This window comes from Quisquiliibacterium sp. (genome assembly GCF_982640115.1).
Map to the genome: position 1 here is coordinate 1 of NZ_CEXFHW010000063.1, position 19619 is coordinate 19619.

Below are 19619 nucleotides of genomic sequence, written 5' to 3' on the forward strand. Positions count from 1 at the left end.
CCGCCCGGAGACACCATGACCGCATCCACCCGCGCCCTGTTCCAGCCCTTGTCGGCCGGCCCCCTGCAGCTTGCCAACCGCCTGGTGATGGCGCCGATGACCCGCTCCTTCGCACCCGAGGGGGTGCCCACCGACGCCACCGCAGCGTATTACGCGCGCCGGGCGGCGCACGACGTGGGCCTGATCATCACCGAGGGCACGCTGGTCGAGCGTCCGGCTGCGGGCAACGACCCGGCGGTGCCGCGCTTCTACGGCGAAGATGCGCTGGCCGGCTGGGGCCGGGTGGTTCAGGCGGTGAAGGCCGAGGGCGGGCGGATCTGGCCGCAACTCTGGCATGTGGGCGCGCTGCGCAGCGCGAGCAATCCCTGGCGGCCGTCGGCGCCCTTCGAGAGCCCTTCCGGCGTGAGCAAGCCCGGCCGCGAGTCGGGCGTGGCCATGACCGAGGCCGATGTCGCCGACACCATTGCCGCCTTCGCGCGCGCCGCGGGCGATGCCATGCGCCTGGGCTTCGACGGCATCGAGCTGCACGGCGCGCACGGTTACCTGATCGACCAGTTCTTCTGGGGCGGCACCAACCAGCGCGGCGACCGCTGGGGCGGTGCCACCCTGGCCGAGCGCAGCCGCTTCGCCGCCGAGGTGATCGCCGCCGCCCGCCGGGCCACCTCGCCCGACTTCCCGATCGCCATCCGGCTGTCGCAGTGGAAGCAGCAGGACTTCCCGGCCCGCCTCGCGCTCAGCCCGCAGGAGATGGAGAGCTGGCTGCGCCCGCTGGTCGATGCCGGCGTCGATGTGCTGCACTGCTCGCAGCGGCGCTTCTGGGAGCCCGAGTTCGAGGGCAGCGACCTCAACTTCGCCGGCTGGGCGAAGAAGCTCACCGGCCTGACCACCATCACCGTGGGTTCGGTCGGCCTGAGCGGCGAGTTCGTCGCGGCCTTCGGCGGCGAAGTCTCCCAGCCGGCCTCGCTCGACGAGCTGCTGCGCCGGCTCGAGCGCGGCGACTTCGATCTGGTGGCGGTGGGCCGCGCCCTGATCTCCGACCCGGCCTGGGGCACCAAGGTCAGGGAAGGCCGCTTTGACGAGATGGGCAATTACACTCGCGAAGCGCTGGCCACGCTCTACTGAAAAACGCCTGGCCCCATTTCAATCCCCCCGCATCCGGAGCTTTCCATGGACGAGCATTCCATTCGCGCGCTGGTCGAGCAGGTTCGTGACGGTCGGCTGGAGCGCCGGCAATTCATCGCCCGGATGGTGGGCCTGGGCCTGACCGCGCCAGGCGCCGCGATGATCCTGATGCACCACGGCATTGCCCAGGCCCAGACCGCGCTGCCCTACAAGCCCACCCGCCGTGGCGGCGGCGGGCCGCTGAAGCTGCTGTGGTGGCAGGGGCCCGTGCACCTGAACCCCCACTGGGCCACCGGCACCAAGGAGCAGGAGGGCTCGCGCATCTTCTACGAGCCCCTCGCCTCCTGGGACGCCGAGGGCAATCTGATGCCGGTGCTCGCCGCCGAAGTGCCCAGCCGCGAGAACGGCGGCCTGTCCGCCGATGGCCGTTCGGTCACCTGGAAGCTCAAGCGTGGCGTCACCTGGCACGACGGTCAGCCCTTCAGCGCCGATGATGTGCTGTTCAACTGGGAGTTCTGCAAGGATCCGGCCACCGCGGCCAGCAACATCGCCACCTACCGCGACATCCAGGTCGCGAAGATCGATTCGCATACCGTGCGGGTCACCTTCCCCAAGCCCACGCCCTTCTGGGCCGAGCCCTTCGTGGGCAGCGCCGGTCTGATCCTGCCCAGGCACGTGTTCGGGCCCTTCATCGGTGCCAAGTCGCGCGAGGCGCCGGCCAACCTGCGGCCGGTAGGCACCGGTCCCTACCGCATCCGCGAATTCCGCCCGGGCGACCTGATCCTGGCCGATGCCAACCCCAACTACCACATCGCCAATCGGCCGCACTTCGACTCGCTCGAGATGAAGGGCGGCGGCGACGCCATCTCGGCGGCGCGCGCGGTGCTGCAGACCGGCGAGTACGACTACGCCTGGAACCTGCAGGTCGAGGATGAGATCCTCAAGCGCCTGGAGGCCGCGGGCCGCGGCAAGGTGAACATCGTGGTTGGCGGCAACATCGAGTTCATCATGCTCAACCCGACCGATCCCTTCAACGAGGTCGACGGCGAGCGTGCCAGCATCAAGAGCAGGCATCCGGCCTTCCAGGACAAGGCGGTGCGCGATGCCATGGCGCTGCTGGTCGACCGCAAGGGCGTGCAGGACTTCATCTATGGCCGCACCGGGGTGGCCACCGCCAACTTCCTGAACAACCCGGCACGCGTGCGCAGCCCGAACATGAAGTTCGAGTTCAATGTCGACAAGGCCAACCAGATGCTCGATGCGGCGGGCTGGCGCCGCGGCGCCGATGGCATCCGCGCCAAGGGTGGTGCCCGGCTGAAGTTCGTCTTCCAGACCTCGGTCAACCAGCCGCGCCAGAAGACCCAGGCGATCATCAAGGATGCCTGCGCCAAGGCCGGCATCGAGCTCGAGCTCAAGAGCGTGACCGCCTCGGTGTTCTTCGGCGGCGACTTCGCCAACCCGGACACCTACCAGAAGTTCTGGGCGGACATGCAGATGTTCACCACCACCATGACCCAGCCCGACCCGCAGATCTTCATGGAGCAGTACTGTTCCTGGGAGGTCGCGCAGAAGGCCAACAAGTGGGCGGGTCGCAACATCTGCCGCTGGCGCAACGACGACTACGACAAGGCCCATCAGGCGGCGCAGGCCGAGCTCGATCCGGTCAAGCGCGCCGCGCTGTTCATCCGCATGAACGATCTGGTCTGCAACGACCACCACATCATCCCGGTGGTGTTCCGGCCGCGCACATCGGCCGCCGGTTCGCGGTTGACCGCCCACCTCTCGGGTTGGGACAACGACCTCTGGGCGCTGGCCCACTGGTACCGGGAAGGCTGAGCCCCGTCACCGGACTGTCGCGTGGGCGCCTACCTTCTTCGCCGGCTGCTGGTCGCCCTGCCCAGCCTGCTGGGCATCAGCCTGGTGCTGTTCACGGTGCTGGCGCTGGCGCCCGGCGATCCTTTCGAGGAGCTGGCCACCAACCCGAATGTGCCCCCGGAGGTGCGCCTGCGCCTGCGCGAGCAGCTCGGGCTCGATGACCCGGTCTGGCAGCGCTACCTGCACTGGCTGGGGTCCATGCTGCGTGGCGACTGGGGCTTTTCCTTCGTCAGCCGCATCGATGTCGACACCCTGATCCTGCAGCGGCTGCCGGTCACGGTGGCGGTGATCGGCGCCTCGCAGCTGCTGGCGCTGCTGGTGGCGGTGCCGGTGGGCGTGCTGGCCGCGGTACGCCCCTACTCCTGGTTCGACCGCATCGCGAGCACCGTCGCCTTCATCGGCTTCTCGCTGCCCACCTTCTTCACCGGGGTGCTGTTCATCCTGCTGTTTTCCATCCACCTCGGCTGGCTGCCCTTCGTCTATCGCACCGACATCGCCGCCACCGGCTGGCAGTGGTGGTGGGAGCAGATCCGCCAGTCGATCATGCCCGTCATGGTGCTGGGCCTGTTCCAGGCCGCGAGCTGGATGCGCTATGTGCGCTCGGCCGTGCTCGATGTGATCCGCCTTGACTACGTCACCACCGCCCGCAGCAAGGGCCTGGGCGAGCAGGTGGTGGTGCTCAAGCATGTGGTGCGCAATGCGCTGATTCCGGTGGTCACCCTGGTGGCGCTGCAGATGCCCGCGGTGTTCGGCGGCGCGATCGTCACCGAGCAGATCTTCCGCATCCCGGGCATCGGCTCGCTGCTGATCGACGCCATCCTGCGCAACGACACGCCGGTGATCATGGCGGTGACCTTCGTGTTCAGCTGCCTGGTCATCTTCTTCAACATCCTCGCCGACATCCTGTATGGCTGGCTCGACCCCCGCATCAGCTACCGCTGAGGGCCGCGCGCCGGCGCCCGACTCGCCCTGGCGGGAGGCCTGGCGGCGCTTTCGCCGCCACCGGCTGGCCTACTGGAGCCTGTGGGTGCTCGGCCTGCTGGTGCTCGCGGTGCTGGTCGGCCCGTTCTTCTACACCGTCGGCATCGCCGACATCGACTTCAAGGCGCGCCTTGCGCCGCCCAGTGCCAGCCATCCGATGGGCACCGACGACCTCGGCCGCGACCTGCTCGCGCGCATGCTCTATGGCGGGCGCATCTCGCTCGCGGTGGGCCTGTCGGCGATGCTCATGGCGATCACCGTCGGTGTGCTGATCGGCGCCCTGGCGGGCATCTCGCGCGGCTGGGTCGATGCTGCGCTGATGTGGGTCACCGACCTGTTCCTCAGCCTGCCGCAGCTGCCCTTGCTGCTGCTGCTGATCTTCCTGTTCCGCGAGAGCCTCAAGGCGATGTTCGGCCTCGAGGTGGGCATCTTCATCCTGATCGTCGCGGTGATCGGCGGTTTCCGCTGGATGCCGGTGGCGCGGCTGGTGCGGGCGCAGTTCTTCAGCCTGCGCGAGAAGGAGTTCGTCGAGGCGGCGCGCGCGCTCGGGGCCTCGGTGCCGCGTCAGGTGGTGCGCCACATCCTGCCCAACAGCCTGGGGCCGGTGATCGTGGCCGCCACCATCGATGTGGCCGCGGCGATCATCGCCGAGTCCACGCTCTCCTTCCTGGGCCTGGGCTTTCCGCCCGACATTCCCACCTGGGGCCGCATCCTGTACGACGGTCGCGACTACATGGACATCGCCGTGCACTGGGCGCTGTTCCCGGGGCTGGCGATCTTCCTCACGGTGCTGACCATCAACTTCATCGGCGACGGACTGCGCGATGCGCTCGATCCGCGCCGGGTGCTCTGAGGGCCCGCCGTGCCGCTGCTGCAGATCCGCGACCTGAAGGTGCACTTCGCCACCGACCACGGCTGGCTGCATGCGGTCGATGGTGTCGACCTCGACATCGCCGCGGGCGAGACCCTGGGCGTGGTTGGCGAGTCGGGCTGCGGCAAGAGCGTCACCGCCAAGACCGTGCTCAAGCTGATCGACATGCCGCCCGGTCGCATCGTCGGCGGGCAGGTGCTCTGGCAGGGCAGGGATCTGGTGCCGCTGCACGCCAGCGAGATGGACCGCATCCGTGCCCGCGAGATCGCGATCGTCTTCCAGGAGCCGATGACCAGCCTCAACCCGGTGTTCACGGTGGGTGAGCAGATCGCCGAGTCGGTGCGCCGGCATGAGGGCCTGTCGCGCCGCGACGCGCGCGACCGCGCCATCGAGATGCTGCGCCGGGTGCGCATTCCCAATCCCGAGCGGCGGGTGGCCGACTATCCGCACCAGTTCTCGGGCGGCATGCGCCAGCGGGTGATGATCGCGATCGCCCTGGCTTGCAACCCGAAGCTGCTGATTGCCGACGAGCCGACCACCGCGCTCGATGTGACCATCCAGGCGCAGATCCTCGATCTGCTCGCCGAGCTCAAGGCCGAACTTGGCATGGCGGTGCTGCTGATCACCCACGCCATGGGCGTGGTGGCCGAGGTCGCCCAGCGGGTGGTGGTGATGTATGCCGGCAAGGTGGTCGAGGAGGCGCCGGTCGAGGCGCTCTTCGCCACGCCGCGGCATCCCTACACCCGGGGGTTGATCCGCTCCATCCCGCGCATCGATCTGGCCGCTGTGCACAAGACCCGGCTCGAGGCGATTCCCGGCACCGTGCCCCGGCTGATCGAGCCCGCGCCGGGCTGCCGCTTTGCGGGGCGCTGCCGCCATGCGGTCGCGCGCTGCGCGGCCGAGACCCCGGTGCTGCGCGAGATCGCGCCCGGGCACCGTGTCGCCTGTCTGCTCGACGAGGTGGTGCAATGAGCTCCGAGCCGCTTCTGCGGGTGCGCGACCTGGTCAAGCACTTCCCGGTGCGCGGCGGCTTCTTCGGCCGCGCCCGCGAAACCGTGCATGCGGTGGACGGGGTGAGCTTCGAGCTGCAGGCCGGCGAGACCCTCGGCCTGGTCGGCGAGTCGGGCTGCGGCAAGAGCACCACCGGGCGCTGCATCCTGCGGCTGATCGAGCCCACCGCGGGCGAGGTCTGGTTCAAGGGGGTCAATGTCACCGGCCTCGATGCCCGCGGCCTGCGCGCGCTGGCGCGCGACATGCAGATCATCTTCCAGGACCCCTACGCCTCGCTCAATCCGCGCATGAGCGTGGGCGCGATCATCGGCGAGGCGCTCACCATCCACCGGCTGGCGGCCAGCCGCCGTGAGCACGACGACCGGGTGGTCGAGCTGCTCGAGCTGGTCGGCCTGAACGCCGATCATGCCCGGCGCTTTCCGCACGAGTTCTCGGGCGGCCAGCGGCAGCGCATCGGCATCGCCCGTGCGCTGGCGGTGAGCCCGCAGCTGGTGGTCTGCGACGAGGCGGTGTCGGCGCTCGATGTGTCGATCCAGGCGCAGGTGATCAACCTGCTGGAAGACCTCCAGCAGCGCTTCGGCCTGACCTACATCTTCATCGCCCACGACCTGTCGGTGGTGGAGCACACCAGTACCCGGGTGGCGGTGATGTACCTCGGGCGCATCGTCGAGCTGGCTTCGGCCCGCGATCTCTACACCAGCCCGCGCCATCCCTACACCGAGGCGCTGCTCTCGGCGGTGCCCATACCCGATCCCACCCTGAAGCGCCGCCGCATTCCGCTGCAGGGCGATGTGCCCAGCCCCATCCACCCGCCCACCGGGTGCCACTTCCATACCCGCTGCCCGATCGCCGACCGGTCGGTGTGCGCCACCCAGGCCCCGCCGCTGAAGCAGACCGCGCCCGGCCACTGGGTGGCCTGCCACCTGCGCGGCTGAGCGCCGCTACAGCGGTCGGATCAGCACCCGCCGGAAGCGCAGCGTGCCGCTGCCGTACTGCAGGGCGACATGTCCTGCGGACAGGCGACGGTCGGAGACATCGACGCTGACCTGGCCGTTGAGGCTGACGGTGAGCCGCTCACCGCGGGCGGTGATGCGCAGGGTGCTCCAGCGCCCTCCGGCGGTGGGCATGGGCGAGACCTTGGCCACATTGACGATCGCCCCGGTGCCGTAGCTCGGGTCAGGGCGGGTGTCCCAGATGTTGACCTCGTAGCAGCGTTCGGCGTCGATCTTCGCCGGGTCGGCGCAGCGGATGAAGATGCCGGAGTTGGTCTGGGCATCGACCCAGAACTCGGCATGGATCTCGAAGTCCCGGAAGGTCTTCTTCGACACCAGGTAAGCCGGCGCAGTGCCGCGCAGCAGGTCGGCGGCGAGCATGCGCCCCTGGATGCGCCAGTTGGCCTCGCCGACCTGGGTCCAGTCGTTCAGGTTGACGCCCTGGTCGTAGAGCGGGGTCCAGTCGGCGCCGGGTGGCGGCAGGGCGGCGCAGGCGCTCAGTGCGAGCGAGGCCGCAGCCAGTGCGGCGCGAGGCAGGATGGGGCGGGTCATGGCGGTCTCCTCGGACGGCGCGGCCTGCGCCGGGGGATGCGGGCGGCTCGGGGTCGACCGCAGGCCTTCCGAGTCTAGCGGACGGCCAGGGCCGGGAAACCCTCGATGCCTGTCATCCCGGACCCGCGCCGGGTTGGCGGCCGAGGAATTCCGCGAGCGCCTGCCCTGTGAGGCTGTCGGTGCGGGCCGCCAGCGCGTGTGGCGGCGCGGCAGCCACGATCCGGCCACCGCCGGTGCCGCCGCCCGGACCCAGGTCGATGATCCAGTCGGCCTCGGCCCAGATGTCGAGGTTGTGCTCGACCACCACCAGCGTATTGCCCGCCTCGACCAGCCGATGCAGCACGCGGATCAGCTTCTCGACATCGGCCATGTGCAGGCCCACCGTGGGCTCGTCGAGCACATAGAGGGTGTGCGCCGCCGGCGGCGGCACGCGGCCCTGCGCGATCGCCTTCTCGCGCGCCTTGAGCACCCGCGGATCGTCCTCGCCGCCCTCACCGCGCAGACGCACCTTGGCGAGTTCGGTCACCAGCTTCAGGCGCTGGGCCTCGCCGCCCGACAGGGTGGGGCTGGGCTGGCCGAGGGTGAGATAGCCCAGGCCGACATCCTGCAGCAGCCGCAACGGGTGGTGGATGGCGGGATGGGCGGCGAAGAACTCCACCGCCTCGTCCACGCTCATGGCCAGCACATCGCCGATGCCCTTGCCGCGCAGCGGAATCTGATCGGTCTCGCGGCTGAAGCGGCGACCGCCGCAGACATCGCAGAGCACCTTCACATCGGGCAGGAAGCTCATCTCGATGGTCTGCACGCCCTGGCCGTCGCAGGCGGTGCAGCGTCCGCCGGCGGTGTTGAAGCTGAACCGCCCCGGGCCGTAGCCGCGAAGCCGCGCCTCGGCGGTGTCGGCGAAGAGCCGCCGGATCGCATCCCAGAAGCCCACATAGGTGGCCGGGCAGGAGCGCGGCGTCTTGCCGATCGGGGTCTGATCCACCTCGAGCACACGGCTGATCGGTTCCCAGCCGGTCATCGCCCGGGCGCCGATCACCGCCGGCGCTGGCCGCCGCAGCTGGCGGGCGCGCACCTGCGCCGCCACGCTGGCGAGCAGCACATCACGGGCCAGGGTGGACTTGCCCGAACCCGAGACACCGGTGATCACGGTCAGGCGGCCGAGCGGCAGGGCGGCATCGACCGAGCGCAGGTTGTGCAGGCTGGCTGCCTCGACCCGCAGCCAGGCCGCGTCGGCGGCGGCCGGCGCGCGCGCGGCCACCAGCGGGTGGGCCAGGGGGTGGGCGAGGAAGCGCCCGGTGAGGCTCTCGGGATGGCGCTGCAGCTCGTCGTGGCGACCGCTCGCGATCACCCTGCCGCCCAGCCGGCCCGCGCCGGGGCCGATGTCGATCACATGGTCGGCGCGGCGGATGGTGTCCTCGTCATGCTCCACCACCAGCAGGGTGTTGCCCTTGTCGCGCAGCGCCTCGAGGGTGCCGAGCAGCACCTGGTTGTCGTGCGGATGCAGGCCGATGGTCGGCTCGTCGAGCACATAGCACACGCCCTGCAGGTTGGAGCCGAGCTGGGCCGCCAGCCGGATGCGCTGCGCCTCACCGCCCGAGAGCGTGGGCGCGGCGCGATCCAGCGACAGGTAACCCAGGCCGACCTCGCCCAGGAAGCGCAGCCGCGAGCCGATCTCGGCGAGCAGGTCGCGAGCGATCTCGGCCTGGCGGCCGGTGAAGCCCACGTCGCGCAGCCAGTCGGCGCACGCGCCGACCGACATCGCGGTGAGCTGGGCAATGGACAACCCGCGCAGGCGAACCGCGAGCGCGGTCGGGTTCAGCCGCTGGCCGCCGCAGGGGCCGCAGGGCTCCACGGGCGCCAGCGGCAACGGCTCGCCTTGCGCGTCGGTGGCGCTGGCGGCCTCGCGGGCCTGGGCGTCGGCCAGGCGTTCGGCAAGATGGCCAATGGCCTCGCTGGTCGCGTCCTCGTCGGCCCGGTTCTTTTCGTCGAGGCGGGGCAGGTAGGGCAGGGTGACGCCGGTGCCGATGCAGTGCGGGCACCAGCCCAGGCGCGAGTTGAACGAGAACAGCCGTGGATCGAGCTCGGCGAAACTGGTGCCGCACGAGGAACAGGCCCGCTTGGTGGAGAACAGGCGCGTGCGCATCGCCGCGCTCGCCGCCTCGTAGGCGGCGACATCACCCTGCGCGCAGGCGGCCTGCAGCGCATCCAGCGGTTCGGCCACCATCACCAGGCCCTTGCCGGCTTCCAGCGCCGCGGCCAGCGCGGTGCGCAGCGCGGGCTCGTCCTCGGCGCTCACGGTGAGTGCGGCCACCGGCAGCTCGATGTCGTGTTCGATGAAGCGGTCGATGCGCGGGAAGCGCTCGGTGGGCAGGAAGCGGCCGTCCACCCGCAGGTGGCTGTGGCCGCGGGCCTTGGCCCACTTCGCGAGGTCGGTGTAGACCCCCTTGCGGCTGACCACCAGCGGCGCCAGCAGGCCGATCTGCCGGCCCCGGTAGTCGGTGAGCAGGCGCGCGGCGATCGCGTCGAAGGACTGCGGTTCGATCGGCAGCTTGCAGCGCGGGCAGTGCTGCGTGCCGAGCTTGACGTAGAGCAGGCGCAGGAAGTGGTAGGTCTCGGTCAGCGTGGCCACCGTGCTCTTGCGGCCCCCCCGGCTGGTGCGCTGCTCGATCGCCACCGTGGGCGGGATGCCGAACACGCCGTCGACATCCGGCCGGCTGGCCGGCTGCACGAACTGCCGGGCATAGGCGTTGAGCGACTCCAGGTAGCGACGCTGGCCCTCGCCGAAGATCACATCGAAGGCGAGGGTGGACTTCCCCGAGCCCGACACCCCGGTGATCACGGTGAGCCGGTCGCGCGGGATCTCCACATCGATGCCCTTGAGGTTGTGCTCGCGGGCCTTGTGAACGAGGATCGAATGGCGGCCTCGCTCGCGCAGCGCGGAGGCGAGCGGCAGGCCTTCCGGCTCGGCGGCGACCCGTGCGGTGGTCGAGGGCTGCGCCCGCCCCGGCGGCTCGCGCGCGTCGTCGGAGGGCCGCGCTCGCGCGGCCAGCTCGCGCGCATAGTCGGCCAGCGCGCGGCCGGTGTGCGAGCCCGGGTGGCGGGCGAGATCGGCCGGGGTGGCGGTGGCCACCACCAGGCCGCCGCGCTCGCCGCCTTCCGGTCCGAGGTCGATCACCCAGTCGGCGGCGCCGATCACATCGAGGTTGTGCTCCACCACCAGCAGCGAGTGGCCGGCGGCCAGCAGCTTGCGCAGGGCGCGCAGCAGCCGCGACACATCCTCGAAGTGCAGGCCGGTGGTCGGCTCGTCGAACAGGAACAGCGTGCCCTTGCGGCCGGCGCGGGCGAAGCCGCCGCCGGTGTCGCGGGTGAGCCCCTGGCTGGCCGCCTCGGCGAGGAAGCCGGCGAGCTTGAGCCGTTGCGACTCGCCGCCCGAGAGCGTGGGCACAGGCTGGCCCAGACGCAGGTAGTCGAGGCCGACATCGGCCAGGGGTTGCAGCTTGACCCGGATCTCCGGGTCGTCCGCAAAGCGGGCCAGCGCCTGGCTCACGGTGAGCGCCAGCACATCGGCGATCGAGAGCGCCGCGCCGCCGGGGCGGCCGGGCAGGGTCACCTCGAGCGTCTCGGCGCGGTAGCGGCGGCCGTCGCAGTCGGGGCAGCGCAGATACACATCGGAGAGGAACTGCATCTCGACATGCTCGAAGCCGTTGCCGCCGCAGCTCGCGCAGCGGCCCTCGCCCGAGTTGAAGCTGAAGGTGCCGGCGGTGTAGCCGCGCTCGCGGGCCAGGGGCGCGGCCGCGAAGCGCTTGCGGATCGCGTCGAAGGCGCCGACATAGCTCACCGGATTCGAGCGCGCGGTCTTGCCGATCGGCGACTGGTCGACGAACACCACATCGGCCAGCCAGTCATCACCGAGCAGCCGCTGATGGGCGCCCGGCGACTCGGTGGGCCGGCCTTTCGCCTTGAGCAGCGCCGGCAGCAGCACGTTCTGCACGAGGGTGGACTTGCCGCTGCCCGACACGCCGGTCACGCAGACCAGGCGCTGCAGCGGGATCTCGACCGAGATGTCGCGCAGGTTGTGCTCGCGTGCGCCCTCGAGCACCAGCCGCGGCGTGGCCGGCAGCACCGGCTGCGGCCGCGCGGCATCGACCTGGCGGCGACCCGAGAGGTAGTCGCCGGTGAGCGTGCCGGCCTCGCGCAGACCCTCCGGCGGCCCCCAGTACACGATCTCGCCGCCGCGCTCGCCAGGGCCCGGTCCGATGTCGAGCATGCGGTCGGCAGCGAACATCACCTGCGGATCGTGCTCGACCACCACCAGCGAGTTGCCGGCATCGCGCAGGCGGCGCATCACGGCGATGACCCGGTTCATGTCGCGCGGATGCAGGCCGATGCTCGGCTCGTCGAGCACGAACAGGGTGTTCACCAGGGAGGTGCCCAGCGCGGTGGTGAGGTTGATCCGCTGCACCTCGCCGCCCGACAGCGTGCGCGACTGCCGGTCGAGCGTGAGATAGCCCAGGCCCACCTCGCACAGGTAGCCCAGGCGGGCGCGGATCTCCACCAGGATCATCTCCAGCGCTTCCTGACGCGCGCCGGTCTCGCCGGTGCTCAGGCCGGCGAAGAAGTCGCGCACCGCGTCGATCGGCATCAGCATCAGATCGTGGATGGAGCGGCCGGGCAGCGCCGCACGCTGCGCGGGGCTCCAGCTCACCGCCTCGGGCAGGAAGGGTTCCGGCGCCATCGGCCGGTCGCCGATCCGCCACAGCAGGGCATCGGGCTTGAGGCGCGCGCCGCGGCACTGGCCGCAGGCCGAGTAGGAGCGGTACTTCGAGAGCAGCACCCGGATGTGCATCTTGTAGGCCTTGCTCTCGAGCCAGGCGAAGAAGCGGTTGACGCCGTACCACTGGCTCTGCCACTTGCCGGTCCAGTCATCGCCGCCCTCGATCACCCAGCGCCGCTGCGCGGGGCTGAGCTGCCGAAAGGGCACATCCATGGGCACGCCGGCGCGCGCCGCGAACTTGCGCAGGTCCTGCTGGCACTCCTTGAAGCTGGCGGTCTGCCAGGGCTTCACCGCGCCTTCGGACAGGGTGCGGCCCTCGTCGGGGATGACCAGCCCGAGGTCGATGCCGATCACCCGGCCGAAGCCGCGACAGGCCTCGCAGGCGCCCAGCGGCGAATTGAACGAGAACAGGCTCGGGCTGGGCTCGGCGTACGTGATGTCGCACTCGGCGCAGTGCAGGCCCTGCGAGAAGCGCCACACCGTGCGGTCGGCGCCCTCGTCGTCGAGCGCGTGCACCGACAGCCGGCCCTGGCCGTGGCGGAAGGCGGTCTCGATCGCCTCGGCCAGGCGCGCCGGGTCGGCGCTGCCGGCGCGCAGCCGGTCCTGCACCACCGAGAGCACCGGCGTGCTGCCCGCGCTGCGGGCATGCACCCGGGTGTAGCCCTGGGCCTGCAGATGCTGCTCGACCTCGGCGTCGCTGAAGTTGGCCGGCACCGGCACCGGAAAGCAGATCACCAGCCTTGGGTCGCCGGCCGCCTGCGCGCGGGCGCGCAGCGCATCGAGCACCGAGCCGGTGTCGTCGCGCCGCACCGGGCGCGCGCAGCAGCGGCAGTGCAGCGTGGCCGCGCGCGCGAACATCAGCTTGAGGTGGTCGTTGAGCTCGGTCATGGTGCCGACCGTGGAGCGCGAGGTGCGCACCGGGTTGGTCTGGTCGATCGCGATCGCCGGCGGCACCCCCTCGATGCGGTCCACCTGCGGCTTGTCCATGCGGTCGAGGAACTGCCGCGCGTAGGCCGAGAAGGTCTCGACATAGCGGCGCTGGCCCTCGGCGTAGAGCGTGTCGAAGACCAGCGAGCTCTTGCCCGACCCCGACACCCCGGTGACCACGACCAGTTCGTGCGTGGGAATGTCGATGTCGAGGTTCTTGAGGTTGTTCTGGCGCGCGCCGCGGATGCGGATGCTGCCGCGGTCGGGGCCGGCGGCAGCGGTGGGGTCGGACATGGGGCTTGCCGATGCAGGGGGTGGGCAGCGGTTCTATCACATCGCCACCCGGAGAGGCGGCGTTCCGTTATGATCAGGGGTTCCCGTTCTCTGGCTTGCGAACCCATCATGTCTCGCGAAGCAATTTCCACGCCCGACGCGCCCGCGGCCCTCGGGCCCTACTCCCAGGCAGTCAAGGTCGGCAACACCGTCTACCTCTCCGGTCAGATCCCGCTCGATCCCGCCACCGGCCAGCTCGTGCAGGGCGGCTTCGAGGAGCAGGTCGAGCAGGCCTTTCGCAACCTGCGCGCGGTGGCCCAGCGCGCGGGCGGCGGCCTGAGCAAGTGCGTCAAGATGACCCTCTTCCTCACCGACATCAGCCAGTTCTCGGTGGTCAATCAGGTCATGGAGCGCTACATCGTCCAGCCTTTCCCGGCCCGCTCCACGGTCGGTGTGGCCAGCCTGCCGCGGGGCGCCGCCTTCGAGGTCGAGGCGGTCATGGTCCTCGACTGAGCACCGGCCTGCCGCGCATGGCAGGTTCGCGCGGCGCCCGTCCTGCCGCCTCTGAGCGGCTGTCCCGGCTGGCCCGTCTGGGCCTGCGCTGTGACGACGATCTCGCCCTGCACCTGCCGCTGCGCTACCTCGACCTCACCCGGGTCGTGCCCATCGCCCAGGCCCGCACCGGCGACGAGGTCCAGATCGAAGGCGTGATCCGGCGCCAGGAGATCACCGGTCGGGGCCGTCGGGTGCTCAGCGCCGAGCTCGAGGACGACAGCGGGCGCATCGCCCTGCGGCTCTTCAACTTCTACCCCTCGCAGTTGCGTCAGCTCGCGGTCGGCCAGCGGGTGCGTGCCTTCGGCCAGGTGCGCGCCGGCCTGTTCGGCGCCGAGATGACCCATCCCACCCTGAGGCCGGCAGGCGGGCCGGCGGCGCTGCCCGCGCGGCTCACCCCGGTCTACCCGGCCGCGGCCGGCATCTCGCAGGCGCTGCTGCGCACCGAGATCGCGGCCGCGCTGTCGCGCATCCACTGGCCCGAGCCGCTCACCGAGACGCAGCGCCAGCGTCTTGGCCTGATGCCATTGCGCGCGGCGCTGCAGCTGCTTCACGAGCCGCCGCCCGAGGTGTCGCGCACCAGCCTCGACGAGCGCAGCCACCCGGCCTGGCGCACGCTGATCCTCGACGAGCTGCTCGCCCAGCAGCTCAGCCTGCGGGAGGCGCGGGAACGGCGCGCCGCGTTGCGGGTCGAAGCCCTGGCGGACACCGGGCGGGCGCAGGCGCTGCTTGGCCGACTGCCCTTTCGTCTGACCGGCGCCCAGCAGCGGGTCTGGGCCGAGATCGCCGCCGACCTTGCCCGGGATCGGCCGATGAACCGGCTGTTGCAGGGCGATGTGGGCAGCGGCAAGACCGTGGTCGCGGCGCTCGCGGCGCTGCAGGCGGTGGGCAGCGGTCGGCAGGTGGCCCTGATGGCGCCCACCGAGATCCTGGCCGAGCAGCATCATCGCAAGCTCGCCGCCTGGCTCGATGACTCCCTCGCCCGGGTGGCCTGGCTCTCGGGGTCCATGAAGGAAAGCGACAAGCGCGCGGTGCGCGCGGCGGTCGCCGCCGGCGAGGTCGACCTGCTGATCGGTACCCACGCCCTGATCCAGGAAAGCGTGGCCTTTGCGCGCTTGGGGCTGGCGATCGTCGATGAGCAGCATCGCTTCGGCGTGGCCCAGCGGCTGGCCCTGCGTGGTGTCGGCTCGCCGGCCGAGGCCGCGTCGGTGCCGGTGGCCCATCAGCTGATGATGAGTGCCACGCCGATCCCCCGCAGTCTGGCGATGAGCTATTACGCCGACCTCGATGTCTCGGTGATCGACGAGCTGCCGCCGGGGCGTCAGCCGGTGGTGACGCGCCTGGTCGAGATGGGGCGGCGCGAGCGGGTGATCTCGGCGATCGGCCCGGCGCTGACCGAGGGCCGCCAGGTCTACTGGGTGTGTCCGCTGATCGAGGAGAGCGAGGCGCTCGACCTGCAGACTGCGATCGACGCCCATGCCACGCTGTCGGCTGCGCTCGCACCCTGGCCGGTGGGGCTGGTCCATGGCCGGCTGGCCCCGGCCGAGAAGGCGGCCACCATGGCGGCCTTTGCCGCCGGCGAGCTGCGGGTGCTGGTGGCCACCACCGTGATCGAGGTGGGTGTCGATGTGCCCAATGCCTCGCTGATGGTGATCGAGCACGCCGAGCGCTTCGGGCTGGCGCAGCTGCATCAGCTGCGCGGGCGGGTCGGGCGGGGCAGCGCCGACAGCGTGTGCGTGCTGCTCTACCGCAACCCGCTGTCGGACACCGCCCGCGAGCGCCTGCGCATCATCTTCGAGAGCCAGGACGGTTTCGAGATCGCCCGTCGCGACCTGCAGCTGCGCGGTCCGGGCGAACTGCTCGGGGCCCGCCAGTCGGGTCTGCCGATGTTGCGGCATGCCGACCTCGACCGCGATGCCGAGCTGGTGGCCTGCGCCCGGGATCTGGCAGCCGGCCCGCTGGCCGCGCAGCCCGAGCGGGCGGCGCCGATCGTGGCCCGCTGGCTGGCCGGGCGCGGCGCGTTTGCGCAGGCCTGAGACAGCGCGACCGCGCCGGATCGGACCGGCGCGCCGGCCCTGACTCAGGCCGCGTCGAGTAGCGCCTGCCGGCGGTCGGCGGCCACGCCGCTCGCCAGCATCAGCATCAGCAGCACCCGCGCCTTGGCCGGCGGCAGGCGGCCTGCGGTGAGCGTGCCCAGGGCGCCGTCGTCGAACATCGGGCTGTCGCGGGTGATCACGCCCTCGAGTCCGCGCGAGGCCCGCACCACCACGATGCCCCGGGCGACCGCCGCAGCGATCATCGGCCGCAGCGCGGCCGGCAGATTGCCGTTGCCGGTGCCGGCCAGCACCAGGCCGTCGGGGCGGGTGTCGATCACCGCCTGCAGGGTGAGGCCATCGAGCCCGGCATGGCCGGTGACGATCGGTACCCGCGGCAGCGCCTGTCCGGCGGCCGGCGTCAGCACGGTGCGGCCCGTGGTTCGTGGATCGGCATCGCCGTGGAAGCGAGCCACCCCGTCGGCCACACTGCCGAGCTCGCCGGCGCTGCCGCTGTCGAAGGCCTGCACGCTGGCGAAGTGGCGCTTGCCCACGAAGGCCGCGCTGTGGATGCGCTCGTTCATCACCACCAGCGTGCCGCGGTTGCGGGCCTGGGGGCTGAGCGCGACCATGGTCGCGTTGAAGACATTGGCCGGCCCGTCGGGCGAGTGGGCGGTGCCCGGCCGCATCGCGCCGGTGAGCACCACCGGTCGTGGGTCGGCCACGCTGTGGTGCAGCCAGAACGCCGTTTCCTCGAGCGTGTCGGTGCCGTGGGTGATCACCACCCCTGCCAGCGCGGGGTCGGCCAGGCCGGCAAGCACGGCGGCGCGGATCGCCTGCCAGTCGGCCGAGTCGATCTCGTAGCTGGCCTTCTGCACCGGTTGCGCGAAGCGCAGGCTGGCGCGCGCCTCGAGCCCTGGCACTGCGCTGGCAACGGCCTGCACCGGTACCTGCGCCGCCTGATAGCGGGTGCTGAGCTCGGGCGAGGCGCCGGCGCCGGCGATGGTGCCGCCGGTGCCGATGGCGAGGAGGGAGGGCAGGGTGCTCATGGCGGATCGGGTCAGCGCGCAGGGGGGGGGGATTGGCGTGGCGTCAGCCCGGCGGCGCGGGCGATGGCGAACAGGCCCTGGGCGGTGCATCCGGCGGGCGCTGCCCGGCCGACCACGCCGGCGAGTGCGAGCGCCCGCGCGTAGCGCGCCGCCTGGGCATCGTCGCCGATGAGCGTGGGGATGATCTCCCGCCCGCACCAGCCGAGCGCGTCGGTGATCTCGGCGCCGGTGAGCAGCCCCGACAGGAAGGCCGGCGTCTGTTCCGGATGCAGGCGGTCGAACAGCCCTTCGGTGCGGACGAGAAAGAGCAGGTGCAGCAGCGCGCCCGGCGATGACAGCGCCATCCGCACGCCGCGGTCGTAGGCCTCGGCCGCCCCCGCCTGCGCCGCCGGATCGTCGCCCGGCGGGTCGGCGGCCAGGCGGCTGAGGATCGAGTGCTGGCGCAGCACCGCCCAGGTCTCGCCGGTGAGATAGGTGCGCAGCGCCACGATGCGGCCATCGCGAACCTCCACCCACTTGCTGTGCGTGCCAGGCAGCACGAACAGGCCGTCGCGGTTTGCGGCATCGGCGTTGCGCAGCAGCGAACGCGCGGCGAGCGCGCCGAACACCTGGGTCTCCTCGCCTCGCATCACATCGATGCTGCCTTCGCGGCCCTCGGCACGCACCCCCGGCACCAGGCGAAACACCCGACCCGCCTCCTCGTCGAGGGCGAGCAGGCTCTGGGCGATCTCGCCGAACCCGGCCGGAGTGTGCACATAGGGCACTTCGCGCCAGCCCTGGCGCGATCCGACCATGCCCGCCGCCACGACCGGCAGCGCGGGATGCAGCGCCAGCCAGGGAGCGCACAGGGCCTCGAAGGCCGCGCGATGGCCGCCGGCGGCTACGTGCATCACGCCCGACGCGCATGCGAGCCGGTCGAGGGCGTTGCCGCCGGCATCGAAGAGCCAGGCACGCAAGGAGCTCGTGCCCCAGTCGAGACCGATCAGGGCGGGCGTGCGGGTGGGGCCTGAGGCGGACATGGCAGGGGCGCGGGAGTGCGAGGCCGGGTTGGGTGCGCGAGGCGCGGCGACGAGTCGGGCAGGACGGCGGGTGGTCGAGTATGCCCCAAGCTGCGCCGGCGGCCGCCGGGCGCTTGGTATCATCATGGGCTTGCCATGACCCTGACCGAACTCAAGTACATCGTCGCGGTGGCCAGGGAGCGCCACTTCGGCCGGGCAGCCGAGGCCTGCTTCGTGAGCCAGCCCACGCTGTCGCTGGCCATTCGCAAGCTCGAGGAAGAGCTCGGTGTGCGGATCTTCGAGCGCAGCCACGGCGAGGTCAGCCTCACCCCGGTGGGTGAGCGGGTGGTCGCCCAGGCCGGGTCGGTGCTCGAGCAGGCGAACACGCTGCGCGAGATCGCCCGCGAGGGGGCCGACCCGGCCAGCGGCCCGCTGCGGATCGGCGTCATCCACACCATCGGCCCCTACCTGCTGCCGCGACTGGTGCGCCAGGCGATCGCCGACGCCCCGAAGATGCCGCTGGTGCTGCAGGAGAACTACACCGTCAAGCTGCTCGAGTTGCTGCGCCAGGGCGACATCGATGTGGCCATCCTCGCCGATCCCTTCCCCGACCAGGGTCTGGTCACCCAGGCTGTCTACGATGAGCCCTTCCTGGTGGCGGTGCCGCGCACCCATCCCTGGGCCGATCGCCCCGCGATCCGGGCCCGCGAACTGAAGTCCGAGACCATGCTGCTCATGGGCATCGGCCATTGCCTGCGCGACCATGTGCTCGAGGTCTGCCCCGAGGTCTCGCGTTTTTCGCAGTCGGGCGGCGGGCTGCAGCGCAGCTTCGAGGGATCCTCGCTCGAGACCATCCGCCACATGGTCGCCTCGGGCTTCGGCATCACCGTGCTGCCGGCGATGGCCCGCGGCGACGAGGGCCCCGATTCGCTGCTGCGCTGCCTGCCCTTCGAGGCACCCGTGCCCTCGCGTCGGGTGTCGCTCGCCTGGCGCAAGCGCTTCCCGCGGCCGGCCGCCGTGGCGGCCCTGCGGGCAGCGATCCTGGCGGCCGGGCTGACCGGCGTGACGCTGCTGCCCGCCGAGGAGCCGCACGCGCATTGACCCCACCGCGGCAGGCCCTTTCGCCAGCCGCGATAATCGGCCCCATGTGCAAAGCCGTGCGCCGCGCGCCACGCCCCAGGAGAGCCCGACCATGTCCCGCCCCGACTACCCCACCATCGAGCAGACCATCGGCCGCACGCCTCTGGTGCGCCTGCAGCGGCTGCCCGGCGCGGGCAATGCCGCACGCGGCAATGTCATTCTCGGCAAGCTCGAGGGCAACAATCCGGCCGGGTCGGTGAAGGATCGCCCGGCCATGGCCATGATCGCCCGCGCCGAGGCCCGCGGTGACATCCGTCCCGGCGACACGCTCATCGAGGCCACCTCGGGCAACACCGGCATTGCCCTCGCCATGGCCGCGGCCATCAAGGGCTATCGCATGGTGCTGATCATGCCCGACAACCTCTCGATCGAGCGGCGCCAGTCGATGAAGGCCTACGGTGCCGAGCTGGTGCTGGTCAGCCGCGAGCAGGGCATGGAGGGCGCACGCGATCTTGCCGACCGCATG

At 71.3% G+C, this 19619-nt stretch carries 14 protein-coding genes; 10 read left to right on the forward strand and 4 right to left on the reverse strand.

The genetic code is table 11. The features are described from left to right. The first annotated feature begins 15 nt into the window (after window positions 1-15). The 6 genes from AC2H6A_RS09050 to AC2H6A_RS09075 are packed head-to-tail and all read left to right on the forward strand — an operon-like array spanning window position 16 to window position 6795. The gene (locus AC2H6A_RS09050) at window positions 16-1122 is read left to right on the forward strand and encodes an NADH:flavin oxidoreductase (protein WP_484272837.1); all 1107 of its coding nucleotides are present in this window, start codon (window positions 16-18) and stop codon (window positions 1120-1122) included. 45 nt (window positions 1123-1167) lie between these two features. Further along, entirely contained in the window at window positions 1168-2958 is a 1791-nt protein-coding gene (locus AC2H6A_RS09055; RefSeq protein ID WP_484272838.1) for a peptide ABC transporter substrate-binding protein, read from the forward strand. Between the two features lie 21 nt (window positions 2959-2979). Further along, window positions 2980-3939, forward strand: a complete 960-nt coding sequence (locus tag AC2H6A_RS09060) for an ABC transporter permease (protein WP_484272839.1) — start codon at window positions 2980-2982, stop codon at window positions 3937-3939. Continuing rightward, window positions 3905-4831, forward strand: a complete 927-nt coding sequence (locus AC2H6A_RS09065) for an ABC transporter permease (protein ID WP_484272840.1) — start codon at window positions 3905-3907, stop codon at window positions 4829-4831. The genes AC2H6A_RS09060 and AC2H6A_RS09065 overlap by 35 nt, the downstream gene beginning before the upstream one ends. A gap of 9 nt (window positions 4832-4840) precedes the next feature. Further along, window positions 4841-5821 carry an ABC transporter ATP-binding protein gene (locus AC2H6A_RS09070; protein WP_484272841.1) on the forward strand — a complete coding sequence of 327 codons (981 nt, stop codon included), beginning with the start codon at window positions 4841-4843 and terminating at the stop codon, window positions 5819-5821. Beyond that, the gene (locus AC2H6A_RS09075) at window positions 5818-6795 is read left to right on the forward strand and encodes an ABC transporter ATP-binding protein (RefSeq protein ID WP_484272842.1); all 978 of its coding nucleotides are present in this window, start codon (window positions 5818-5820) and stop codon (window positions 6793-6795) included. Before AC2H6A_RS09070 ends, AC2H6A_RS09075 begins: the two co-directional genes overlap by 4 nt. Window positions 6796-6801: 6 nt before the next feature. Here AC2H6A_RS09075 and AC2H6A_RS09080 read toward each other — a convergent pair whose 3' ends face one another. Together AC2H6A_RS09080 and uvrA are read right to left on the reverse strand one after the other, a co-directional pair. Next, window positions 6802-7404: a 3-keto-disaccharide hydrolase gene (locus tag AC2H6A_RS09080; RefSeq protein WP_484272843.1), complete on the reverse strand. Its 603-nt coding sequence runs from the start codon at window positions 7402-7404 to the stop codon at window positions 6802-6804. A gap of 112 nt (window positions 7405-7516) precedes the next feature. Beyond that, the gene (gene uvrA / locus AC2H6A_RS09085) at window positions 7517-13402 is read right to left on the reverse strand and encodes an excinuclease ABC subunit UvrA (RefSeq protein ID WP_484272844.1); all 5886 of its coding nucleotides are present in this window, start codon (window positions 13400-13402) and stop codon (window positions 7517-7519) included. A gap of 108 nt (window positions 13403-13510) precedes the next feature. Between uvrA and AC2H6A_RS09090 the strand changes: the two genes are divergently transcribed. Continuing rightward, on the forward strand, window positions 13511-13894 hold the full coding sequence (locus tag AC2H6A_RS09090) for a RidA family protein (RefSeq protein WP_484272845.1): 384 nt from the start codon (window positions 13511-13513) through the stop codon (window positions 13892-13894). Window positions 13895-13911: 17 nt separating this feature from the next. After that, window positions 13912-15969: an ATP-dependent DNA helicase RecG gene (gene recG / locus AC2H6A_RS09095; protein WP_484272846.1), complete on the forward strand. Its 2058-nt coding sequence runs from the start codon at window positions 13912-13914 to the stop codon at window positions 15967-15969. A 44-nt stretch (window positions 15970-16013) separates the two neighbouring features. On the opposite strand, the gene AC2H6A_RS09100 is transcribed toward recG, so the two are convergent. Together AC2H6A_RS09100 and AC2H6A_RS09105 are read right to left on the reverse strand one after the other, a co-directional pair. Further along, window positions 16014-17015: an asparaginase gene (locus AC2H6A_RS09100; RefSeq protein ID WP_484272847.1), complete on the reverse strand. Its 1002-nt coding sequence runs from the start codon at window positions 17013-17015 to the stop codon at window positions 16014-16016. Between the two features lie 11 nt (window positions 17016-17026). Further along, window positions 17027-18034, reverse strand: a complete 1008-nt coding sequence (locus AC2H6A_RS09105; RefSeq protein WP_484272848.1) for a 2-dehydro-3-deoxygalactonokinase — start codon at window positions 18032-18034, stop codon at window positions 17027-17029. A gap of 135 nt (window positions 18035-18169) precedes the next feature. Between AC2H6A_RS09105 and AC2H6A_RS09110 the strand changes: the two genes are divergently transcribed. Next, complete coding sequence (locus AC2H6A_RS09110; RefSeq protein WP_484272849.1) at window positions 18170-19114, forward strand: LysR substrate-binding domain-containing protein; 945 nt, start codon at window positions 18170-18172, stop codon at window positions 19112-19114. Window positions 19115-19205: 91 nt separating this feature from the next. Then, the coding region (locus AC2H6A_RS09115; protein ID WP_484272850.1) for a pyridoxal-phosphate dependent enzyme at window positions 19206-19619 on the forward strand (414 nt) is incomplete at its 3' end.

Excerpts from the sequence above, each read along its gene's own strand:
- AC2H6A_RS09100 (WP_484272847.1), bottom strand. The coding sequence starts at position 17,015 with ATGAGCACCCTGCCCTCCCTCCTCGCCATCGGCACCGGCGGCACCATC.
- recG (WP_484272846.1), top strand. The coding sequence starts at position 13,912 with ATGGCAGGTTCGCGCGGCGCCCGTCCTGCCGCCTCTGAGCGGCTGTCC.
- AC2H6A_RS09090 (WP_484272845.1), top strand. The coding sequence starts at position 13,511 with ATGTCTCGCGAAGCAATTTCCACGCCCGACGCGCCCGCGGCCCTCGGG.
- AC2H6A_RS09075 (WP_484272842.1), top strand. The coding sequence starts at position 5,818 with ATGAGCTCCGAGCCGCTTCTGCGGGTGCGCGACCTGGTCAAGCACTTC.
- AC2H6A_RS09055 (WP_484272838.1), top strand. The coding sequence starts at position 1,168 with ATGGACGAGCATTCCATTCGCGCGCTGGTCGAGCAGGTTCGTGACGGT.
- AC2H6A_RS09110 (WP_484272849.1), top strand. The coding sequence starts at position 18,170 with ATGACCCTGACCGAACTCAAGTACATCGTCGCGGTGGCCAGGGAGCGC.
- uvrA (WP_484272844.1), bottom strand. The coding sequence starts at position 13,402 with ATGTCCGACCCCACCGCTGCCGCCGGCCCCGACCGCGGCAGCATCCGC.
- AC2H6A_RS09080 (WP_484272843.1), bottom strand. The coding sequence starts at position 7,404 with ATGACCCGCCCCATCCTGCCTCGCGCCGCACTGGCTGCGGCCTCGCTC.
- AC2H6A_RS09105 (WP_484272848.1), bottom strand. The coding sequence starts at position 18,034 with ATGTCCGCCTCAGGCCCCACCCGCACGCCCGCCCTGATCGGTCTCGAC.
- AC2H6A_RS09050 (WP_484272837.1), top strand. The coding sequence starts at position 16 with ATGACCGCATCCACCCGCGCCCTGTTCCAGCCCTTGTCGGCCGGCCCC.
- AC2H6A_RS09065 (WP_484272840.1), top strand. The coding sequence starts at position 3,905 with ATGGCTGGCTCGACCCCCGCATCAGCTACCGCTGAGGGCCGCGCGCCG.